This is a genomic window from Legionella norrlandica (assembly GCF_000770585.1).
Lineage (GTDB): Bacteria > Pseudomonadota > Gammaproteobacteria > Legionellales > Legionellaceae > Legionella > Legionella norrlandica.
The window spans coordinates 37,071-59,366 of record NZ_JNCF01000015.1 but is presented as its reverse complement, the minus strand read 5'-3'; the positions used below and the strand labels follow the sequence as shown (position 1 = coordinate 59,366).

Genomic DNA, 22,296 nt, shown 5'->3' with positions numbered 1-22,296 from the left:
CATTGTTTGACAGTTGTTTCACCAAATCATAAAGGAATGCTTGGGCCTCATAAAATGATTCAACGCTAATCCGTTCATCACACCCATGGGCTCGAAAGTCATCACGATCTAAAAATAGCCCCATTACTCCATAGGTAGGAATGCCGGCTGTTCGCAGATAACGTCCATCCGTTGCACCAGTAACCATAATTGGGATAACAGGAACTTCAGGCCAATAAGTTTGAGTTATCTGAGTAATTGTTTTTAATAGCTCTGGACTAAGTGGAGAACTCGAACCTCTGGATAGTTTACCAATGCGCTTTAGTGTGACCTCTTTATCGTTGATAACTGTCTTCAAAGATTGCTCAACCATTTCAGGTGAATCTTCTGGAAGCACACGACAGTTTATTGTGACAGCTGCCAATTGCGGTAAGGCATTCATTGCATGACCCCCTTCAAGTAAAGTAGGGGTACAGGTTGTTCGCAAAATGGCATTCCATTGAGGTGAACTATCAGCTAAACGTTGCATAGCTATTTTAGAACCCTTGCTTGCCGCAATCATTTCTGTTTTCAGAGTTCCAGTCTCAATAGCAGCCATTTGCCGGAAATAAGCGGCAGTGACATCATTAGTTTTTAAAGGAAAATTAAATTGCGACAGTCGCTCTAAAGCACCAGCAAGACGATAAATGGCATTGTCTTTGGTAGGCAGCGAACTATGCCCACCTTTGTTACGAACTTCAAGGTTATAATTGACAACGTATTTTTCACTCACCTGGATATTTTGCGATATTTTCTCCCCTTTAGCCAAATCACCCCATCCACCTCATTTAGGGCAAAATCTGCCTCGATTAAATTCTTGTGATTTTTAATCAGCCAACTAATTCCGTTGTATGGACTACTTCCTTCTTCATCAGCTGTCAAGGCAACAATGATATCGCGTTTGGGTTTAAATCTTTCCTGCTTATATTGGATTAAGTTGGCTATCCAAATAGCCGCTTGTGCTTTATCATCTAAAGTACCTCTGCCATAAAAATACCCATCTTTTTCAGTCAGTTGGAAGGGATTCATGCTCCAATCGGAAGCTTTGGCTTCAACAACGTCCGTATGTGCAAGTAATAACAAGGGCTTCTTTTCACCAGTACCATGATAACGTACAACCAGGTTTGCTTTTTGCGGACTGGCACCACCAACGAAAATGTCCTCATTGGAAAAACCAGCTTTCTTTAAGTACTTAACTGCCACGTCAACTAGCGGTGTTGTTGAGCCAGTAGTAAATCCTGTTTGCACTTCGATAAATTGTTTATAAATAGAGCGAGCGAGTTGTTGTTCATCCTCGGGGCGAGTAGTCTTCGCTTCTGCAGCCCCAATGATTAGTGCCAAAACTATAGAATATGAAATTTGAGCTATTTTTTTCGAAATCATAAAATGAAATCCATTCAAAGTCTTAAGTGTTTTAGTAAAATTAACTATAAAGTAATTTAATTAAAAATCAATGTTGAAAAATATTTTAAAAATTTGAAATTTATATAAAATAGCTCCCTTTATTATTTCAATTTTGAATAATTCGTGCATAACTACCAAGATCTCATTCGTATTTTTAATGATTGTTTTGAAAAGGACTATAATACTCGATTAGTCAAAGGGGGCGACGAACCAATTTATCTACCGGCTGATGAGCAATATCCCTATAATGCGCTATTTTTTGCTCATGGATTTTTTAGTAGTGCTTTGCATGAATGTGCACATTGGCTCATTGCCGGAGAAGAAAGAAGGAAGCTGGTTGATTTTGGCTATTGGTATGCACCTGATGGTCGCACTCAAGAACAACAGGCTTTATTTCAGAAGATGGAAGTAAAACCGCAAGCAATGGAATGGATACTCTCGGTTGCTACTGGTCATAAATTTAGAGTGAGTATTGATAATTTAAATGGTACTGAATCGGATACAGAGGCGTTTAAGCAATCAATTCATAACCAAGTTTTGCATTATTGTACTCAAGGGTTATCTCAGCGAGCTCAACGCTTTCGCAATGCCTTATGTGCCTTTTATAAACGTCCCATCTCTCTAAAAATTGATGATTTTTTAATTGATGAATTATAAATCCTTAGTACGGTAAAGTACTACACCAATTGTCCAATCAAGATTTTCTTCTGGCGGAATATAATGAATCGTTTGATCGGGATAAATTCCATAACCATCAACCATTAAGGCATAGTAATAGGAAGACAAAAGACAGTACTGATAGAGGTATTCGTCATTAGGATATTGGGCATTAAGCATCTCCCATTGTTGGTGGCAAATTTGACTGTCTCCTTGTTGAAGTAAACTTTGGTTAGTTAATACGTTGTTTTCAAAATGAAACAGATTGCTGCTGGCAAGATTTGAGATCCCTCCGATACTATACCATTCATTCACAGGGTTTGAGGCAAGTAAGGGTTGTACTTGTTGATTAACCTTATGAACGCTATTCATTAATGAAGAAACTTCTTCTTCACAGGAAGGAGCATTCCCTTGGCCTGATTCTCCATCAGGTAATGGATAGTTATTAGCGAAGCAAGAGGCAGAGTTAAGGAACTGGTGTGACATTTCGGTTTGGCCTAAGCCTAAAAAACTGTGGACATATAAGGTAATATGTTGTCCATAGAGATCGAGTTCCACCTGATAAAGTTTATTGATTTCTTCATTTTTTTGTATAGGAAATACAATTTGTACGGAAGCGCCACCCATGTCCATGACGCCAACCGATTGATTCTGCTTTGATTGGAGTGTGCCCAGCTTGTAATTCACTGCAAGCCAATCAAATAAAGCTTCATCATTGCCAGTGATAGTTTTCGCTTCTACTAGTTGCCATTGAGATTGTTGTTTAAACCATTGCTCAAGTTCATCGTAGTATTTTTTCTGTTTTGACTGTGGTAATAGCCGCATGCCAGCTGTGGCGTAAAAGTAAACGGGGATATGTTCAGTAGGGGCGTCAGCTAATAAGGTAGTTAGATAAGCGTCAATGGTGCTGGAGTTCGGCTCTATGGTAGCGAACCCGGGCTTAATTTTTTTATTCCAAATTTCATTGATATGAATCGGTGTCTTGTTATCATCCAAATCATAAGAATAAATATGCAATCTTGAACCTGTACTACCAGCATCTATGACAGCAAGGCATGAGTGTCCCTTACAAGAAACGGTTTCAGCAATGATATTAGATGCAAAGAGTAATATACCAGAAAGAAAAACTAAAATTCGAAACATTAGTTGATTTAGAGCCAAAAACAAAGTTTTAGAATATTACATTGTGTATATTTTATTGTCAATTGACTTGTAGCAAAATTTTTAATAGTTCTGGTGTAAGTTCAGTTTGTATTTCTACCGAAGATATAAATATGCCAATATGCCTCAACTTTGATTGATTTATTTTCAAAATAGAAAAAAAGTAGTAAAATAAAGCTTTTTATTGATTTAAAAATCAATTTATTTTAGATGCCATCATCATGAGCTCCCAAGAACAACAAGGTTCCTTTTATGCCATTTTATCCGGTTTTTTATACGGATTTATTGGTTATTTTGGAATTAGTGCGATTAATGGCGATTTGTCAGCAAGTAATATGTTGTTTTGGCGGTTTTTTATTTCAAGCATTTTAATTTTGATTTTTTTAATTTCACAACTTAATCGTATTAAAGACAGTTATAAATCCATGTTGGTCGCTTTTCTAAGCGGCGCTTTTTACTATGGTATATCCACACTGTTGTATTTTTATGGTTCCCTCTATATTGGATCAGGATTATCAATGGTGATATTTTTTACTTATCCAGTGATGATTATGTTATTAAACTTCTTTTTTTATGGTCAAACTATACCAAAAGTATATTACCTGGCTATTGCTATTATTTTAATGGGTATGGCTTTACTAATCGATCTGGAGGAAGTAGCTTTTGACTTGTGGGGCATATTTCTTGGCTTAACCTCTGCCTTTTTTTATGCTTGCTACATTGTTGCTAGTAAAAATAATAAAATTTCGCCTAACTTATCAACTTTAATGGTTTGTTTAGGGTGTATGGCAACTAGTTTTATAGTTGCTTCTTTAGAACATAGTTTTAAAATTCCATTATCATTACCTGTGTGGCTAAATTTGTTTGGCATAGCCATTATTGCAACCGTGATACCTATTTTATTAATGTTATATAGTTTAAAATATATTAGTTCAGAAAAAGCATCTATTTTATCCGTTTTAGAACCAGTTTTTGTAGTGGTTTTTGGTGTATTACTATTAGGTGAAGTTTTAAAGCCATGGCATGCCTTGGGGATTGCGTTTATATTGGCAGGTGCTTTAATTACTTTGTTTAGCCATAAAATTAATTTGAATCAATTAAGACAGCAATTACTTAAGCTAAGACGTGATTATTGATTCAGCCACCCTTCAACCCTACACACAAATAACAGACTTCTTTCGAAATTCTACTGCTATGGAGAATTGCTTTGTCGATACGGTGCTACTAACGTGTACACTGCGATTCTGTGCTCCGTTTCCCCTCGTACTTCTCTCATGGCAGCGAGTTTCGAAAGAAGTTTAATGTTGGGTAACTTCAGATCATAGTTTCCCCATTCCATATAAGCTATGTGGAGAAATCCTTCTTCCGGCATTGTAAGAAAACTATTTTTGCCATGCGGCTGGTCTTTTATGGGTGTGCACTAATACCAAATGCCTGAATAATTTTGTACACCACAGCATCCAGTATTATAGCTGCAACAGGATCTGGCGCCGCCGCAGCATGCACTTCCGCAGCTACTGAGTAAGCCGGCAGCACTAATTATAACCATGGCCAATATTATTTTTTTCATCGCCCATCCTTGTTTGGTTTATGTATATTAAATATACTATATGATTTTGAAATTATCCAATTGATTGTATTTATTGGGTATTTAGTTCGTAAAGTCCTTGCGTTAAGGGGGATAGGGCCAGCTCCGCACTGTTGGCATGCCCTGTCTCCCTATCACATCTCTACCTACAGCGGGACTTCGGAGAGCAGAGCTGGGCTGAGTTTCCAGAGATGTGTAGAAGATTCATTACATGCCACGCTATGTCGAGACTTGCAAGAGAGTGGCTAGTTTCAAAATAGAAGCCTATTCATCTGGATAAATTTGCAGCCATTGGAGTTTCCACAATTCATAGAGAAATAATTGATTGCCTTCGTTGTTGCAATAAGATTGCAGATCTTTTAGAAAAAGCAGGCGGTTATTAGCAACATAACTCAGTAAATCAGGTGCAACTCCCTGACTTTCCCATTCCTCTCCATTGATATAAAAACGATATTCAGATTGTACATCATCTCTTTGATAGGCAAAACGACATACGGCGTCTCTCAATAATCCTTGGCTGTTTTGAAGTTCTTTAATAAATTCTTCCAAACTAAGTAATTCTTCCTCTTCCAAAGGCAAAGCTATCCGTTGTTCAGCCGATTGTTCAAGACTGGTTGCAAAGCAGCCAAACCAGGATTTGATGATTTCATCATTTTCCAGCATCTGGGTTAACAATCGTTTTGCATTTTTCCATGCGGAAGGGGGAATTTCCGATGAATTTGTAAGATCTGACCAATCAGGATCCTGATAAAGTGTTTTGAATAGCCCTTTTTCGGATAGATAATCACCTAAACTGTCCCACAATTCTTGTCCCCGATAACTTCTATAACCAAAAGAATAGGTCATACAGTCTTCGGATTGAGCTATACCATAATGCCCTATATGGGGGGGTAAATAGAGCATATCTCCTTCTTCCAATATAAATTGTTCTTCCACCTCAAATTCTTTCATGATTCGTAATTCGAGACCGGTTATAAAATTATTGGCATGACATTTCTGAGAGGTTAATGACCATAACCGTCGACCTTTGGCCTGATACAAGAAGACATCATAGTTATCATAATGTGGACCAACACTGCCATAAAGTGATGCATAACTAATCATGACATCATCAATCCGCCATTGGGGAATGAAATTAAAATGATCAAGCAACTCATATACTTCCGGGATGATAATATCGACTCCTTGTACTAATAAAGTCCAATGAGTTTCGGGAAGGTGAGTAAAATCAGCTTCTTTAAATGGTCCTCTTTTTAAATGCCACTGGGGAGAATTCCCTGGGGTTTCGTAGACAAGCCGACTTTCTATGTCTTCTTCAAGTGCAAGTCCTGCTAGTTCATCAGGTGAGAGAGGATTAATAAAATTAGGTAAAGCCTGGCGAATCACCAAGGGCTTCTTTTGCCAATAATCTTTTAAAAAGGTTTTTACAGTAATTTCTTGAAAATGAACCATTTAAGTAATTTTCATTGGATAAATGTTACCTATTTAAACATCTTGACACCAGTAAAGGCAACTCTTATGTAAGATTAAATAAAAATAGTTTAATATAAAGATCTGAGAAGTATCTTTATGACTCGTTTATTAAGAATTGTTCTGTAAAATACGCTCTAGCTCTCCTTTTGCCTGTCGGGCGAAATTGATGAGGCTGGATTCCTCTTCGAAGAACTCGAAAGATTTGATTAAAGCTTCTTCATCGTGCTTTTGAAAGGCTTTTGCTTTTTTCTTGATCTCTTCAGGCTTATAGCCAAGAAATTGTAAAATTTCTTTTGTCATAGTTAATGACGAATCAAAGAGTTCTCTTTTGAAATAATCTACTCCCGCTTTATGTAATTCATAAGCGTGGCGTCGATTCCTTGCTCGGGCATAAATTTTCAAGTTAGGAAATTCTTGTTTAGCTAATTTAACAATTTCCAAGTTGATATCAGGGTTACCTACGGTGACTATTAATAATTTAGCATGTTCTGCTCCAGCGCTTTTTAGCAGATCCAATCGATTAGCATCCCCGAAATATCCAGTGTAGCCAAATTTGCGCAATAATTCGACTTGTTCGGGATTTTTTTCCAAAACAGTGACCTTAATGTTTTCACCACTAAGGAATCGCCCAATGATCTGACCAAAACGACCATAACCAGCAATGATAATGTCATTTTTTTCATGAATGGAATCATATTCACGCTCCGGTAGCTTGCTAATTAATTTTGGCACCATAAAACGGTGATACAAAAGCATTAGAAACGGGGTGGCTAACATGGACAAAGCGACAACCAAGGTAAAAAAACTGCTGATTTCTGGGCTTATTACTTTCGAAGTGCTTGCGTATTGAAAAAGTACAAAAGCAAATTCTCCCCCTTGCGATAAGCCAAGGGCAAAGCCAAGTGATTGGATTTTAGTAAGTTGAAACAGCTGCCCAAGCGTAAAGAGAATCACTGCCTTAATGACAATGATTCCAATTACGACGGGTATGATGAGCGTCATTTGCTTGAAGAATAGGTTGAAATCAATTCCCATCCCAACAGAGATAAAAAATAATCCAAGTAAAAGACCTTTGAATGGTTGTATATCTGCTTCTACAGTTCGCTTGTATTGTGAATTTGCTAAGACTGTTCCAGCGATAAATGCACCTAAGGCGGGAGAAACTCCAATGGTCTCCATTAATAGAGTAGTTCCAACAACCAAGGATAAGGAAAAGGCAGTAAATACTTCGCGGATATTGGTTTTTGCAATGATTAAGAACAAGTATCGAGATAAGTAATGACCAGCTAAAATGACACCTCCAATAATACCAGCAACTAAAAGCGCATGAAGCCATTTAGGCAGATGAGCTATATTGGTTGCAGTATGAGCACTGATACTTGCACTTATACCGTGGTCGCCCAAAAGAGGTAATATAACTAATATAGGGATAACTGCGATATCCTGGAATAAGAGAACAGCAAAAGAGGTTTCGCCTTCGGCTGTTTTCAACAGATTTTTCTCCTGAAGCATTTGTAATACTAAAGCCGTTGAAGACAGGGCCAACGCCATGCTGACTGCAATACTTGCTCGCCAATCATAACCCATCATAATAGCGGCCAGGGATAGAGCGGCTGTTGTTAGTGAGACTTGTAAACCTCCGAGACCAACTATTAATTTTCGTAGCTTCCAAAGCATGATTGGTTCTAGTTCAAGACCAATCAAAAACAACATCATAATGACTCCAAACTCTGCAAAATGCATAATTTGTTCGGAATTACCTATGAGTTTAAGCCCAAAAGGACCAATTAAGATGCCTACGGTGAGATAACCAATCACTGAGCCTAGTCTAAACCGGCTGGTAAGAGGGACCATAATGCTTGCTGCAGCGAGAAAAATGAAAATATTGAGTAGTAAATGGCCGTTCATTAATAAAATCCGAAATTAAATTATTTTTCGTGGCAGTTTTTAAATTTCTTACCACTTCCACAAGGGCAGGGGCTGTTGCGTCCTATTTTTTGTTTATTTTGCCTATTTGGCAATTGTTTATCTACTCCATCTACATAAAACCAAATGGAGTCTTCTTTTTGAAATTCGCTCAATTCATGCAGGGACTTTAACTGATTTCCGTCAAGAAAACTTGCTATAAATTCAACAAATCCTTTATTAGCATTTTCCATATAGGCTTGAATAATTGTTAAACCTATCCAAGTAACCCCTCGGGACCATTCTTTGGCCTCTAGCTCATTAAAAGTAATTAATGGTTTGCCTTTCATAGTGCGCTTAATATAATCGATTTTCGCCAAAGAATAAGCAGTGTATCTTGACCGCATTAATTGCTCAGGTGTTTGTGGAGTTTGCGTGCTTTCAAGAAAAATTCCGCAACATTGATCATATTGATTTTGTGATCCACAAGGGCATAACGTCATATGATTACCTATAAAACATGATGATTGGGTTTAATTTTAAACTTCCTATATGGAGCCATTTTGTAATAATTCAATGAGTGCACTTAAGCGCATCATACTTTGTATTTAATATAATAGTGCTTGGTTAATTGACACATAGTGACTGAACCGCAGACAGCAAGCATGATAGGGATAAGAAAGACGAAATTAATTCTTGTGAATTCAAAGATGAGAATAATAGCCGTTAATGGCATTTTTTGTGCTGCAGCAAGAAAAGCGGTTGCACCAATAATGGCAAAGGCGTGTAGGGGGGCAGCTGGCAAATACCAATTCCAAATGCCTCCGAGTATAGCTCCAAGTAGAGCGCCATTAGCAAGAGAAGGTGTTAACAATCCTCCCTGGCTCCAACGCGCAAACTTGTCCAAACGAATATATTCCTTAATAAAAATAGTACAATACTTAATCCAATTCCTACGGATTGATCAAATTCCATTTCTGCAGGACTTTTACCGTTTCCTAATAGGAAGGAAAATAAATAGAAAATAATCCAATGATCAGGAAATTAAACAAACAGGAGAAAATCATACGCCAGTCGTGAGCTGCTTTACTACGTTGTACTGTGGCGATTTGAATAAACCAAAAGGCAAAAAAACCTAGTATGGGACTTGCAAGAATGGACCAGATAATTAAAGAAGCATCCAATGAAAAATCGGGTATCTGGTAGATAGATTCATTTCCTAAACCCCACCAGGATACTAAAACAGCTATGGCTGAGGAGGCTAACGCAGGAAGTAAAATTGTCCAATTGTAAGTGCAAAGTAATACTTCCAGTACAAATACAGCGCCTCCTAAAGGCACATTATAAACTGCAGCCAGACCAGCTCCTGCACCACAAGCTAACATGATTTTGCTTTCTTCAGTACTTAATCCTGCTTTGGCTGATAACCATGAAGCATAGACGGCACTCACTTCGCGGGGAGCTACCTCTCGGCCAAGCGGTGAGCCTAGCGCAATGGTTATGATTTGCAAAAAGGCATGGATAAATGTACTAAGTCCTGGCATGAGTTTGCCAGATTTTATTGCCAGAGCAATGCTAATAAGTGGTTTTCCAAAACGATAGAGTGCCCACCAACCCATACCTGCAATTAATCCACATAAAAAAAGGATAGTAATTCTTCTTTCTGGGGAGGAGGCCCTGACTCCTTCTAGAAAAGTTTCATTGCTTATAATGTGGAGTGGACTATAACCATAGGCAATGTGTTGGAGAAAATGGAGCAATAGCGCGAGGCACATTCCTAAAAATCCAGAACCGATCCCTACTAAAATAGTAACTACAGCCAGAGTGGCTTTAGAGCTTTGAGATAGTTGGTTCTCAGTTCTGACTGACTCCATTCCTTGAGTTCCCTTTCAATCAAATTGATTAGACTTTGAAACTCTACTGCTATGGAGAATTGCTTTGTCGATACGGTGCCCGAATCCTCATGTGCTAATGGGTACAATGCGGTTCTGTGCTCCGTTTCTCCTCATACTTCTCTTATGGCTGTGAGTTTCGAAAGAAGACTGTTGTTTAATACGCTTTACAGAAGCAAAGGTTTATTATTTATTCCTGCAAGTTTTTTTGCAAGTGGAGATAGTTAAACTGATATGTTTATATTTTTATTTTAGAGCGTGCTGACATTTGCCTCTAAATTTTTGAATTTCAATACTATTTTCCCTGAAATAGAAGAATACCTGTGAAATTCCTTGTTGAACAATAAAAGATCTTAAAGTAATATCTTTAATCTTTAATATTGCTTTGGGGAGCTAAGATGTCGAGAAATGCTTTATTTAATTTAGTAAAAGATAAGATTAATAAGGCCAAAATATCAGGGGCTATTGATTTCTCTGAATTAACTCATTCAAAGGGCACAAAATACTATAAATTTGAATTGCCACTAGATAAAGAAATAACCATAGGTGAGTATACCTTATCTCATCATCACGTAAGTATTTTTGAGAAACCCTATGGATGGATTGATTCCATTAGTCAATATCATTATACCGCTTATTTTAAAAATCAATTAGGCACAGAGTATAGGTTACATGTTTATTTCGATTCGGAGGATAATTTTGTCAATAGGCCATTATTTTCTAGGGTTACTTCTGAAAATGAGTATATTCCAGTTGATTGTGAAGAGAATGAAGAGGTATTTAAATTATTGGCTGATAGAAGTACGCGAGATTTAGTAAAGTATTTGAGGGGCGAGCAACAGCTAGTAGTCGAAGACCTAAAAAAACAATTTGAAGTATTGGAATCGCAATTAACCGGTATTTCAGAGTCTATGCGTGGTAAAGAGGAGCATCTGGAGATATTGGATAGACAAATTGACATTCAAAAATCGCTCCTTCTTTATTCCAATTTTACACCGGGTATAAGAAAAGCATTAAAACATTTGCTCTCTTATAAAAAGGCATTAATGGCAGAGATAGAGTGGAGTTCAATAAGTGAACTAACACTAATACCCATAGAAGACAAGCAGGAGGCGGAAGTGGAGCCAGTTATCACAAGATCTGTTTCGGCAAAAAGAGAGAAGCCTTCCTCTTCCAAAAAGCCATCTTTTTTTGCAGAGGCCAGCTCTTCCAAGTCCCATACAGTTCAGAAAAAACCGGCCAAGAAGGAAGAAGATCTTAGTGTATTAATTAATAAATTTAAATTACAGGTTGAACAGATTAAGGCAATAAAACTAGAAGATGAGCAGTTGATTAAACAAGTAGTAAATCTTTACGCAGAATTTAAAAATATAGATTGGAAATATGAATTTGGAGACTACTCTGCCTCAATTGAAGACATTAAAAATCTAAAGGCCTTAAGAACAAAAATTGAAGGAATAGGTGTTAACCTATTGCAAAGGCTATTAGCAAAAGGCCAGTATCAGCTGGCTGAGGAAATTGCTCCTTTCTTCCCATTATTATCAAGTAATATGGTTCTTTATGCATTGCAATTTAATCAAGCTCAATTAATGGCTCTTTTACTGAAATATCAAACAGCAAGTATTCATTTTAAAGATTTTGCTATCAAGACAGTGGAGTATGCCTCTATTGTGGATTATTGCTTTAAAAATTCCACACCTGAAACGAACATGCTGGATATTCTCGATTTGCTTGTAAAGAATGGGGAAAGCCTAATGGGTATTGATAAAGAAACTGGTTTGCCATTCGCAGCGATTTTACTAATGCAACCCAATCATCCTTTAAGGCCAGTACTTGAAAAGAATTTTAGCCTAACAATTAATAACATAAAATTTTATAAACAGCTTAACCAAATGTTAAATGTTTTACCTTCGGATTTCCCTTTTGATGCAAAAACAAAAGATGAAATCCAAGAGTTAATCAAAGAAAATCAGCGTAAGATTGAGTTACTTAAGCAGGGAATAACTTATGACCTTGTAAATTATAACCAACAATTGGATGTTACTCAGTACTTTCATGGCACTGCTGGAGAAGAATTTGTAAAACGATTAAATACTGATCCAGATGTTATGTACAACAAAAAAGAGATAGAAAAAGAATTTGATCTATTGTTACCTAAACTACCTCGCATCGAGCGTATTTCAACGGTAAAAGCCATTAAAATGGATTTGGATAAGCTCAGAGAATCTTTGAATGCAATTGAAGATTTTGATGTTATGCCATTCTTCGAAGATATAAAAAGAGAGGTAATAAAACGCCAATTGCTTACTTTAGAAATGATTTCATTAAAATCACAATTGATTGAAGTCCAGAAGGAGGTCCCAAAAGTTGTGTTTGGTCGCAAGCTATCGAAAGGGCAAAGAAGGATAGCACAGGAACAGGAAGCAATTATAGCCAGGATGAGTGAAATTGCTGCTGTGCTAGATTCTCCTTATGATTTTTATGATGACTCCTTTTATGAGGATTTAATAGACTCTTTAAGTAAGATGAGGGAATCTTTAAAGCATATTGCCAATTCTTTGGGATATTCAGGTAATTCTTTGGAAAATGAGAATGAGGAAGCGACTGAAAAGATGATAAGTGGTTTAATGCAGACTTTTTTTGCAAGTGGGGCAGGCAAACCAAAAGAAGGTGAGGAAGATTCAAATACCGATCAATGTGTGTTGCAGTAATAGCTTAGACCTCTTTTGTAATATTATAAAAGAGGTCTAATGTGTTATTATGCTAGCGACATCTGAGAGTGACAAAGAGGCTGCAGATAAAATGGTATAATTATATCATAACAGCCCTTATGGCGAAGGATAGAGAGTAACTGATTTTTGAGAGCTACAGTGCTCCTCATAGAAATCTTTCAATTCATTATAAGCTTCCTGTAATCCTTCTACACTATAAAAATCTGATTTTGCCTTTTTTATTAAGTCATTATAATCACTTAGAATGAAATAATAATCGTCTGCAAGATCAACTTCTTCAGAATCCTCAAAGCCCCTAATTTCTGTTAATAAATCTTCAAACTGCTCTTTTATCTTATCGAATTCTTCTTTAGTACCTGATGCAGGGATTTTTTTCTTATTTTTCCATTGCATCAGTAAGTACAAGGCGATAACACCGATAGGTATTAATGTTATTAGCCTAAATAGACCAAAGAATTTTGCGTGGATGCGTTGTTGGAATTTGTGCATGGATTGGAATTTATTGAACACTGAGGATTATCAGATGTACAAGAAATAGTCATATTGCTGGGGGGAGCTGAAAAAAGAGGCTTATAAATAGGGGCAGGTGGTGAAAGAGGAGTGAAGGTCTCAACAGGAGGTATAGTGGTGGGCTCTATCTTAAGTGGTTCTGGTGGCTTAGGACTTGGAAGCCCTTTTAATTCATGTTGAATTTTTATCCAATCATGCATGGACCACATCAGCTTATCGAGTGCCTGGGTTTGTCCTGCAATTGCTTCAAAAGACGTTTCCTTTAATTTAGGCTGATTTAAGTGGGAAATGACTTCGTTAACTCTACTTTTTAATGCTTTACCTGTTTTCTTGAGATCGGAAGAGCTAGACGGAAACTGGGCAAGAGTGTCCTGATTTTTAATAAAGAATTTTAATTTTTCTTTCTCATTGGTTAGCCAGGTTTTCCAATAAGACAAATTTTGTTCCTCTTGTATGGCTTTATGGTAGGCTTGTGTATTCGCATCAATTATTTCTTCGATATGCTCCGACGAGTTATCGATAAACCCATCGATTTGTTCAAACAAGGACAGCATTTGATTTTTAAATTGATGGACGGTATAGACTTCTCCCGCTTGACCTAGCAAATCCATAATGTCTTGGATTACCTTCTGAAATCGTTCCAGTTCATTAAGATCAGAAATCGCTTTGGCGTAATGATCAAGGGTCTCTTCTTTCATAGAGATTAATTTGAAATGGGGACAATCGTTTAATTGCTCTTTTGTCAGGTGAAGTATGGGGACGGGATCTGCAACTAATTCTTTGGATTTTAGAGCACAATTTTTAGCTGCTTGAGTTGGATAAGAAGCCGTATTACCAATTTTATCAAGATCAAACTCATAAGGGTGGGGGTTTACTGGATTGATATTCAGGGCAAAATGCAAAATTCTATTTCGGTCGCTTGATAATTTCCTTATGTCTTTTGATAATTCTCCAAGTCTATCTCTGAGGAGCTGAGTTTCTAACCTATGATCCAGATGCGGCTGAATCTTGGAATCCACTATTTTGCGGAAATTGGCTAAAAATAATCGATCGGAACCAACCAGTGGCGAAATATTTTTTTCAATCGTGCGCAGATAACGAGTAAGTAATTCCAGCTGATCTTTGACTTGTTGTATGTTGTTGTTTTGACTTAGGCCTTTTAAGATGTTGTTGACGTCAAGAAGGAAAAAATTTATGGGGTGGTTTAAGTGTTCGGGAGGTAATTCACTGTTTCTTAATAAAAGATAATCACCTACTTTTTGCATTAAATCATAAAATTGTGGCCACTGAAGACGCTGATTATCAATTGGTTGAACATGAAAATCATCACGGTTTAAAATATGCCTGGGCTTGTAAGCATTGGAGTAAAACCAGGCCTGTTCGTAAGGGTTAATTAGTGCGTTCTCATCACTGGCAAACCAGGAACTGGGATTGCTAAGGTAATCCGGATGGATTCCTGAGGTAGCACGTGCTTTTAAAATCCACTCTCTTAGACTTAACTCCTCTTCGGTATAGCAACTTTCAGAATGTATCCAAAAACGTCCTTTATAAGGTACTGGTTTATATGAAACCTCAAGATCTGTCTTTTCCTTTCCCATACTTCTCACTCCTTGAGAAAGCAAAAAAAACTTAAATAATTCCAGATTAACACTAGATTAACAATAGCTTTTTTTGCTGCAGATTAATAATATCCATAACCAACTAGATGATTTTTCATCCAAATAATTTGATAACATTGTTTAGGCAATTATGCAATAGCTGAGAAATTGCTTTATTTTAAAGCAGAATTAATTCGTTCAAAATGAGGAATCAGCGGTCTCTTTTCTTTAATAGGCTCTTATTTTTTGATAAATTAGGATTTTAATTTTTAACGGATTGGTTATGCCTTCTTTTGATATTGTTTCTAAAATGAATGAAGTGGAGTTGCGCAATGCGGTGGATAACGCAATGCGTGAAGTAAGCACGCGATTTGATTTTCGTGGAATAGAAGCTACTATCGAGCTTAAAGATCTTATTGTGACCTTACGCTCTCAGTCCGATTTTCAGGTAAGGCAGCTTGAGGATTTATTCCGAAATCATTGCTCAAAACGTAACCTAAGTACAGCAGGTGTGGACATAGAAGATGAGCCTGTTCATAGTGGAAAATTTTATACTCTTACCATGACTTTTAAACAGGGCATTGATCAACCTACGGCTAAGGAAATAGTAAAGTATATTAAAGATAGCAAATTAAAAGTACAGACTTCTATCCAGGGAGATAAAGTCAGAATAACTGGAAAAAAACGTGATGATTTGCAGGAAACTATCGCTTTGTTAAAGAAATCAAATATTGAATTGCCTTTACAGTATGAGAATTTTCGTGATTAGTTTAAGAGGGAGTTAATACCCTTCATTATTAGGGCCTGTTGTCGTTTATCAATGATATTACGCTTGTATTGGATTGGTCTTTTCCGCGCATGGAATATGCCACTATTGCGAACTCCTCTGCTGTTAGGGGTTTGCTTAAAAGGAAACCTTGACCAAAATGGCATTTTCTTGATACAAGATATTTTAATTGAGCTATCGTTTCAACTCCTTCTGCAACAATACTCATTCCCAATTCATTAGCTAATTTAATAATAATATCAATGATAACAACTTTCTCCTGTTCATTATGTATATCTGATATAAAACTTTTATCAATTTTTAGGGCGTCGATAGGAAGAGTTTTTAATCTATTCAATGAGGAATATTCTTTACCAAAATCGTCCAATGACAATTTTATTCCCAAGTTAGAAATAATATTAAGTACTTTGGAGACTTCAATTTGATCACGCATTAAAATATTTTCTGTAATTTCCAGTTCTAGATATCCAGGAGGATATTGGTATTCTTTCATTATTTTTTCAAGAATGTTTGGAAATTGAAGATTTGTTAATTGTATAGGGGAGATATTAATTGAAAATGAAAGCATAGTATTGTACTGCTGAGACCATTTCATTATTTGAGAACAGGCTTTTTGTAAAACCCATTGACCAAGATCATTAATTAATCCAGTGTTTTCAGCTATAGGTATAAATTCATTCGGAGACACTTCGCCTAATGATTCATTATTCCAGCGCAATAGAATTTCTGCACCAATAATTTCCATGTTTAGCAGATTAAATTTGGGTTGGTAATAGAGGTGAAGCTCCTCATATTCTAATGCTTTCCGTAAATGAGCTTCCAATTCAGATTCTCTATGTTGAAGATAGCCAAGTTCATCAGTATAAAATTGATAAGTATTTTTCCCAGAATTTTTGGCTTTATACATTGCCAAATCTGCTTTTCTTAATAAATCTTCTGTTGTATTACCATCATCAGGAAAAATAGATATTCCTATACTTGCAGTTACTGTAATTAATTTGCCATTAATAGTATAGGGACTATTTAATTCATTTAAAATTCGTTCAGCTAAATGCCGGGCATTGGAGGGAGATTTTATATTTAGGTAAATAAGAGTAAATTCATCCCCTCCTACTCTTGATAATAGGTCGCTTTTTCTGACTAATAAACTGAGTCGATTCGAGAATTGTTTTAGAAGTTCATCTCCATGAAAATGACCAAAAGTGTCATTCGTAGATTTAAAATTATCTAAATCAATAAGTAACAAAGCTAGGGAAGAGTTATTTCTTTGAGAATTAGCAATGGAGTTATCAAGTAACTCCTCAAATTCTCTGCGGTTAAACAGGTTAGTCAGGGGATCATGAGAGGCGATGTATTTTAATTCTTCTTGTTTTGATTTGAGTTGCCTTTGCGCCCGTAAAACGGCTGAGTATGAAAAAACATAATTAATTACCAAGCATGTGCAAGGGATAAAATAGACGATCACCTTGAGAAAGTAGGCAATATTAAATGCGCTGTCATAGGGAGTATTTGATAATAGCATGATGTATATAGATAATACAACCTGAGTTAGTGAGATATAGAATATACAGTCAGATAAAATACTAGGATAGGATGTATAAATTTTGGGATAAACGATAATCATTAACATGAGATAGATAAAGACGGATATGAGTTCAAATGGTCTGGAAATATAAGAGTCTTGAAGCCACATGTCAGGAAGCTTAATTACTGTTGTTGTATAATAAATAAGTGTGATGGCCGCCAATACTAAAAAAGTAGTCAATAAGATAAAAGTTTGGAAACTGACTGTTTTATCATTATTGGCACAGAGCAGTAGGCTAAGTCCAATTATTAAAATAACCCCACTGATGCTGTTTGAAAAAACCCAAATGAGAGCATCTAGGTTGTTTTTTTGGTTAAAATCCAAAGACAAACCATCTACTACTATGGTGTGGAGCGCTTCTACAGAGCCAGAAAATAGTATTGCTAATCCAATAATTAGTGCTATTTTATCATTGCTCAATCGATACTGAGTAAATGCCAATAAGACAGTGACTGCAGCAAGGGAAAACCCTGACCATTGTAAGAGAGCTTGTCTAAAATAGCCACGAATTTGAGATTCAAAAAGTTGAGAATCAACCTCTTTCCCACTATTTAGTTTGACTGCTAAACTACTAAAGTCCAACCCCCAGTTTAATCCTATGTAAGGGAGACCTAACAGTAAAATAATAATTAACACTAAAAAATGAGGTACTCGTTTTAGGGTAGTCTCATTAAATACAAATGAATTATCCATTTTGTATACCTTAGAATCCTATAATTTAAAATTAGCATAAAAATAGGTCTGATGAATTATTTGTAAGGAAATATCAAACCTCTGCGTTTGTGTCTCTCCCAGCTCAATAACAGCGTATTCTGTTCTTCACTAACATGGGAAATTCGTGTTTCCCATATCCAATACAGCTATGTTATCACGCTACTGAGAAAACAGCCTTAGGCATTTACTCAATAATTTCTGCAGTGTAACGTAAGGCCTTCATTTTGGGAGACCAAAAATTTTCAGAAAGTCCCATTTTTAATTTTAAATGGCTTATAAATTCATCTTTCGTTTTAAGGGAATCCATACACTAGGTAAAAAGGTAGCTTGATAGGGGCCGTAAGTTAATAGCAAACCATCCGTGCCGATTCGCAATTGGGACTTAAGCTCCTCCTCATCATTAAAGTGTAATGGGGATAATGGGCTAATTAATGAAATGGTTAAGGATAATTCTTTGAGTTCGGATGCGGTTATTCTAGGAAACCGAGGGTCAGCAATTGCTGCGCGCATTGAGTTATAAATTACATTTTCAGCCAATTGCTCTTTGGCTATAAGGCTTCCCATACAACCTCTAAGTATCCCATTCTTCTTTATAGTAATAAAAGTAGGTATGCGTATCCGCAGCAATTGATGGTAATCTTTATAATCAATTGCTAATGTCTTATTTTCTTCTGTCTGTAATCGAATTGTTTCTTTTGCCAGATATTTCAATTCATCACCACAATGATCTGCAAAACTAAGTTTTTGATAAAAATGATAGGCAGCATAACCCACTACTCTTTCTTTATCTCCAGCAGTATCTCCTGAATTGCGTAAGTCTAATAAACGGCTGTAAAGATGATTTTGCCGTGCAAAATATAAAAAACCACGCAATGGGAAATAACCACAGGCTGCGTTATGAAGTATGCTTTCACCATCTAAGGTGTCAATGAAAATACAAGTATTTTTGTCTTCTCGTTGGGCTATATGATAAGGAAGATAATGACTTAAATCGGAACTGATAATAATCAAGGTATCATCATCACCCCATATCCTGCCTATCAGTTGTGCTACCTCCATTGGATTGGTTTCACCAACTACCAGGGGAAGTATTTTAAACTTGGAGAATATCATTTGACAGAAAGGGAGTTGTATTTCTAAACAATGCTCATTTTGATGAGCTTGAGGTAGGGAATAAACATAAGGCAAGTCTGTAATTTGACTTAATAGTTCTTTATCTTGTTCAATTTCTCCTAATGGTGTAGCGAACTTTTCCACAGGATCATAGGCGATGCCTTGGAAATATAGTCGATGAGCAGGACCTAATAGGACGACTTTAGTAATGGAGTCTTTTTTATTATGTAGAGAGGCATAGGCAGAAGCAGCTACAGAACCAGAATAAATATAACCGGCATGTGGAACCAGTATTGCTTTGGGGGCAGGAGTATGAACTGGTGCTTGATTAAGCAAATCTTGTATCGTTTTTTTTAAAATCAAAGGATCATTGGGGTAAAAATAACCTGCTACGGCAGGTTGGCGAATACTCACAACAATACTCCGGAACAACTACAGATACTATACTTTAAATATAGACTAAGTATTGATTATGAGCTATTTGATGTTTGATACAATTCCAACCAAATATTGGCACAAATTAGACGATGGGCGGATTCAATGTGATGTATGTCCTCGTAATTGCAAATTGCGAGAAGGGCAAAGAGGCTTGTGCTTCGTACGAGCTAATCTCGATAATCAAATTAAATTGACTACTTATGGTCGTTCCAGTGGTTATTGCATTGATCCCATAGAGAAAAAGCCGCTCAATCATTTTTTACCAGGAAGTCCTGTTTTATCTTTTGGGACAGCAGGGTGTAATCTGGCTTGCAAGTTTTGTCAAAATTGGGACATTAGCAAGTCAAGAGATATTGATACTTTAGCCGATATGGCTATGCCAGAGGATATTGCAAAGGCCGCGCAAAACTTAAACTGTCTTAGTGTTGCTTACACCTATAATGATCCGGTGATTTTTATGGAATACGCTATTGATGTTGCAAAGGAATGTCACAAGTTAGGTATTTATTCCGTTGCTGTTTCTGCTGGTTATATTAATTCTGAGCCTCGTAAGGAATTGTATGCTTATATGGATGCTGCCAATATTGATTTAAAATCGTTTAGCGAAGATTTTTACTACAAAATTACCGGTTCGCATTTACAACCAGTATTGGATACTTTGATTTTCTTAAAAAAAGAAACCAACGTATGGTTTGAAATTACTAATCTGGTGATTCCAGGTGAAAATGATTTTGATGACGAATTTGAGAGCATGTCAGAATGGATTATGGCTCATTTAGGGCCAGATGTCCCTTTGCATTTCACGGCATTTCATCCTGACTGGAAAATGAGGGACAAACCGCCAACCCCATTTACAACTTTACAGCGGGCTAGAGAAATAGCTATTAAAGCTGGTTTGCATTATGTTTATACTGGGAATGTTCATGATACAGCAGGAAGTAGCACCTATTGTCCTAATTGTAACTTGCCTGTGATTGTAAGAGATTGGTATCAAATTTTGAATTACCGTTTGGATGATTCGGGTCATTGTGACAATTGCCAGGCTCAGATTGCTGGAGTATTTAGAGGAAAAGTGGGGCAATGGGGGCCTAGAAGAGTCCTGGTCAAATTAGGTGGTTCTTGATTCTTTTCGTAAGAAATATCCCCAACGGTTACCATCAGCTTACCATTATTAATTGTGCTATAATTGAACAATGATTGCATGGAGGTATGATGAAACAATTGGTTGCTGCAGGACTATTCCTATTTCTTTTCACTTCCTCTTTATCAGCACTGGAGTTTGATATAAATCGCAGCCCACAAATACAATTGAACACACAAGATAAAGCTGAACAAGGTGATGCCCAAGCACAATTTGAACTTGGACTTCAATACGAACAGGGTGAGGGCATAAAGAAAGATCTTAAAAAAGCAGCTTATTGGTATCAAAAAGCAGCAGAGCAAGGGCAACCTGAAGCTCAAAATAACCTTGGTGTCTTATTCCTCAGAGGGCAAGGTGTCCCTAAAAATAGTAAACAAGCCATGTACTGGTTCAAAAAAGCTTCAGATCAAGGTTTGGCAATCGGCCAAAATAATATAGGAATCTTATATGAAAACGGTTGGGGAGTTGAAAAAGACTTTAGTCAGGCGTTTGTTTGGTATCAGAAAGCTGCAGAAGGAGGGAGTTCCGATGGGCAATATAACCTGGCTGTCCTTTACATGTACGGTAATGGTACCCCCAAAGATATAAAAAAGGCAATTTATTGGTATACCAAAGCAGCAGAACAAGGGGATCTTGATGCGCAAAACAATCTTGGTGTGATTTATGAGCGGGGTGAGGGTGTACCTAAAGATTTAGAAGCTGCAATCAGCTGGTATACCAGGGCTGCTAATGAAGGCTCACTTATTGCTCAAACAAATCTGGGTGTCTTATATATGAATGGTGATTCCTCAATTCAAGACAGTAAGAAAGCGATTTACTGGTATGAAAAAGCAGCTGCTCAAGGTGGGGTAAAAGCACAAAATAATCTTGGTTATATCTATGAGCAAGGAATTGGTATAGAAAAAGACATGCAAAAGGCTATCTATTGGTACAAGAAAGCAGCAGAGAATGGGTTTGTCATGGCTCAAAATAATTTGGGTCTTATCTACTCCAATGATGGTGATATACAAGACTACAAAGAAGCTTATTTATGGTTTGAGAAAGCAGCGAAACAGGGATTTGCCGAAGCTCAAAATAATCTTGGTTTAATGTATATGAAAGGACGAGGTTTGCCAGTTAATTTTGCAGAGGCGGTATCATGGTATAAGAAGGCAGCAGAACAGAATTTACCTTTAGCTCAGCATAATCTAGCTATTATGTATATGAAAGGTTTGGGAGTAAAAAAAGATAGTAAACAAGCTATTAAATGGTACCAAAAGGCTGCTGAGCAAGGCCTGGATTTGGCGCAAAATAATTTGGCTGTAATGTATGTTCAGGGTGAAGGAGTCAAAAGAGATTTTAAAAAGGCCATGTACTGGTATCAAAAAGCAGCAGAGCAGGGATTGGATTTAGCACAAATTAATTTGGGCCTAATGTATCTTGATGGTATAGGGACTAATAAAAATAGAGCGAAAGCCAAATATTGGATTGGCAAGGCCAAAGAGAGTGGTTCTCAAGATGCCCTGACCATATGGAATGAAAATAAATTGTGGAAATATTAGGGTGATCTATTGAGAAGGGGAGCTTTTCAACAGCTATAA

Annotated in this window: 15 protein-coding genes and 2 pseudogenes; 6 read left to right on the top strand and 11 right to left on the bottom strand. The window is 36.8% G+C overall.

Annotation, left to right across the window (positions count from 1 at the left end):
- The coding region (locus tag OK13_RS15200) for a M20/M25/M40 family metallo-hydrolase (RefSeq protein WP_241480442.1) at nucleotides 1–787 on the bottom strand (787 nt) is incomplete at its 3' end.
- Nucleotides 748–1,401, bottom strand: a complete 654-nt coding sequence (locus OK13_RS15195; RefSeq protein ID WP_241480441.1) for a M20/M25/M40 family metallo-hydrolase — start codon at nucleotides 1,399–1,401, stop codon at nucleotides 748–750. The genes OK13_RS15200 and OK13_RS15195, both read right to left, overlap by 40 nt.
- A 144-nt stretch (nucleotides 1,402–1,545) precedes the next feature.
- Between OK13_RS15195 and OK13_RS05680 the strand changes: the two genes are divergently transcribed.
- Entirely contained in the window at nucleotides 1,546–2,079 is a 534-nt protein-coding gene (locus tag OK13_RS05680; protein ID WP_035888718.1) for an elongation factor P hydroxylase, read from the top strand.
- Here the strand turns inward: OK13_RS05680 and OK13_RS05675 are convergent.
- Nucleotides 2,074–3,222 carry an acetate and sugar kinases/Hsc70/actin family protein gene (locus tag OK13_RS05675; protein WP_035888716.1) on the bottom strand — a complete coding sequence of 383 codons (1,149 nt, stop codon included), beginning with the start codon at nucleotides 3,220–3,222 and terminating at the stop codon, nucleotides 2,074–2,076. The genes OK13_RS05680 and OK13_RS05675 overlap by 6 nt on opposite strands.
- Nucleotides 3,223–3,461: 239 nt before the next feature.
- Between OK13_RS05675 and OK13_RS05670 the strand changes: the two genes are divergently transcribed.
- Nucleotides 3,462–4,376, top strand: a complete 915-nt coding sequence (locus OK13_RS05670) for a DMT family transporter (RefSeq protein ID WP_035888714.1) — start codon at nucleotides 3,462–3,464, stop codon at nucleotides 4,374–4,376.
- A gap of 271 nt (nucleotides 4,377–4,647) precedes the next feature.
- On the opposite strand, the gene OK13_RS15815 is transcribed toward OK13_RS05670, so the two are convergent.
- From OK13_RS15815 to OK13_RS15805, 5 genes and pseudogenes are all read right to left on the bottom strand, one after another.
- The gene (locus OK13_RS15815; protein WP_277619275.1) at nucleotides 4,648–4,776 is read right to left on the bottom strand and encodes a hypothetical protein; all 129 of its coding nucleotides are present in this window, start codon (nucleotides 4,774–4,776) and stop codon (nucleotides 4,648–4,650) included.
- Between the two features lie 316 nt (nucleotides 4,777–5,092).
- On the bottom strand, nucleotides 5,093–6,280 hold the full coding sequence (locus OK13_RS05660; RefSeq protein WP_035888702.1) for a JmjC domain-containing protein: 1,188 nt from the start codon (nucleotides 6,278–6,280) through the stop codon (nucleotides 5,093–5,095).
- A 129-nt stretch (nucleotides 6,281–6,409) separates the two neighbouring features.
- Nucleotides 6,410–8,209 carry a monovalent cation:proton antiporter-2 (CPA2) family protein gene (locus OK13_RS05655; protein ID WP_035888692.1) on the bottom strand — a complete coding sequence of 600 codons (1,800 nt, stop codon included), beginning with the start codon at nucleotides 8,207–8,209 and terminating at the stop codon, nucleotides 6,410–6,412.
- Between the two features lie 20 nt (nucleotides 8,210–8,229).
- On the bottom strand, nucleotides 8,230–8,709 hold the full coding sequence (locus OK13_RS05650) for a YchJ family protein (protein WP_035888690.1): 480 nt from the start codon (nucleotides 8,707–8,709) through the stop codon (nucleotides 8,230–8,232).
- Nucleotides 8,710–8,801: 92 nt separating this feature from the next.
- Nucleotides 8,802–10,080: pseudogene (locus tag OK13_RS15805) on the bottom strand (chloride channel protein).
- Between the two features lie 416 nt (nucleotides 10,081–10,496).
- On the opposite strand from OK13_RS15805, the gene OK13_RS05640 reads away from it, so the two are divergent.
- On the top strand, nucleotides 10,497–12,809 hold the full coding sequence (locus OK13_RS05640; protein WP_035888687.1) for a hypothetical protein: 2,313 nt from the start codon (nucleotides 10,497–10,499) through the stop codon (nucleotides 12,807–12,809).
- Between the two features lie 117 nt (nucleotides 12,810–12,926).
- Here the strand turns inward: OK13_RS05640 and OK13_RS05630 are convergent.
- Nucleotides 12,927–14,938: pseudogene (locus OK13_RS05630) on the bottom strand (hypothetical protein).
- A gap of 283 nt (nucleotides 14,939–15,221) precedes the next feature.
- Between OK13_RS05630 and OK13_RS05625 the strand changes: the two are divergent.
- Nucleotides 15,222–15,707 carry a YajQ family cyclic di-GMP-binding protein gene (locus OK13_RS05625; RefSeq protein WP_035888683.1) on the top strand — a complete coding sequence of 162 codons (486 nt, stop codon included), beginning with the start codon at nucleotides 15,222–15,224 and terminating at the stop codon, nucleotides 15,705–15,707.
- A gap of 28 nt (nucleotides 15,708–15,735) precedes the next feature.
- Here OK13_RS05625 and OK13_RS05620 read toward each other — a convergent pair whose 3' ends face one another.
- Nucleotides 15,736–18,003, bottom strand: a complete 2,268-nt coding sequence (locus OK13_RS05620; RefSeq protein WP_035888682.1) for a putative bifunctional diguanylate cyclase/phosphodiesterase — start codon at nucleotides 18,001–18,003, stop codon at nucleotides 15,736–15,738.
- A gap of 294 nt (nucleotides 18,004–18,297) precedes the next feature.
- On the bottom strand, nucleotides 18,298–19,551 hold the full coding sequence (amrB, locus tag OK13_RS05615) for an AmmeMemoRadiSam system protein B (RefSeq protein WP_241480440.1): 1,254 nt from the start codon (nucleotides 19,549–19,551) through the stop codon (nucleotides 18,298–18,300).
- 70 nt (nucleotides 19,552–19,621) lie between these two features.
- On the opposite strand from amrB, the gene amrS reads away from it, so the two are divergent.
- A complete protein-coding gene (gene amrS, locus OK13_RS05610) occupies nucleotides 19,622–20,698 on the top strand; it encodes an AmmeMemoRadiSam system radical SAM enzyme (RefSeq protein WP_035888680.1) in 1,077 nt (358 codons plus the stop codon).
- Between the two features lie 89 nt (nucleotides 20,699–20,787).
- Complete coding sequence (locus OK13_RS05605) at nucleotides 20,788–22,257, top strand: SEL1-like repeat protein (RefSeq protein ID WP_035888678.1); 1,470 nt, start codon at nucleotides 20,788–20,790, stop codon at nucleotides 22,255–22,257.
- Nucleotides 22,258–22,296 lie beyond the last annotated feature (39 nt).

Excerpts from the sequence above, each read along its gene's own strand:
- OK13_RS15195 (WP_241480441.1), bottom strand. The coding sequence starts at position 1,401 with ATGATTTCGAAAAAAATAGCTCAAATTTCATATTCTATAGTTTTGGCA.
- OK13_RS05675 (WP_035888716.1), bottom strand. The coding sequence starts at position 3,222 with ATGTTTCGAATTTTAGTTTTTCTTTCTGGTATATTACTCTTTGCATCT.
- OK13_RS05670 (WP_035888714.1), top strand. The coding sequence starts at position 3,462 with ATGAGCTCCCAAGAACAACAAGGTTCCTTTTATGCCATTTTATCCGGT.
- OK13_RS05660 (WP_035888702.1), bottom strand. The coding sequence starts at position 6,280 with ATGGTTCATTTTCAAGAAATTACTGTAAAAACCTTTTTAAAAGATTAT.
- OK13_RS05655 (WP_035888692.1), bottom strand. The coding sequence starts at position 8,209 with ATGAACGGCCATTTACTACTCAATATTTTCATTTTTCTCGCTGCAGCA.
- OK13_RS05650 (WP_035888690.1), bottom strand. The coding sequence starts at position 8,709 with ATGACGTTATGCCCTTGTGGATCACAAAATCAATATGATCAATGTTGC.
- OK13_RS05640 (WP_035888687.1), top strand. The coding sequence starts at position 10,497 with ATGTCGAGAAATGCTTTATTTAATTTAGTAAAAGATAAGATTAATAAG.
- OK13_RS05625 (WP_035888683.1), top strand. The coding sequence starts at position 15,222 with ATGCCTTCTTTTGATATTGTTTCTAAAATGAATGAAGTGGAGTTGCGC.
- OK13_RS05620 (WP_035888682.1), bottom strand. The coding sequence starts at position 18,003 with ATGGATAATTCATTTGTATTTAATGAGACTACCCTAAAACGAGTACCT.
- amrS (WP_035888680.1), top strand. The coding sequence starts at position 19,622 with ATGTTTGATACAATTCCAACCAAATATTGGCACAAATTAGACGATGGG.
- OK13_RS05605 (WP_035888678.1), top strand. The coding sequence starts at position 20,788 with ATGAAACAATTGGTTGCTGCAGGACTATTCCTATTTCTTTTCACTTCC.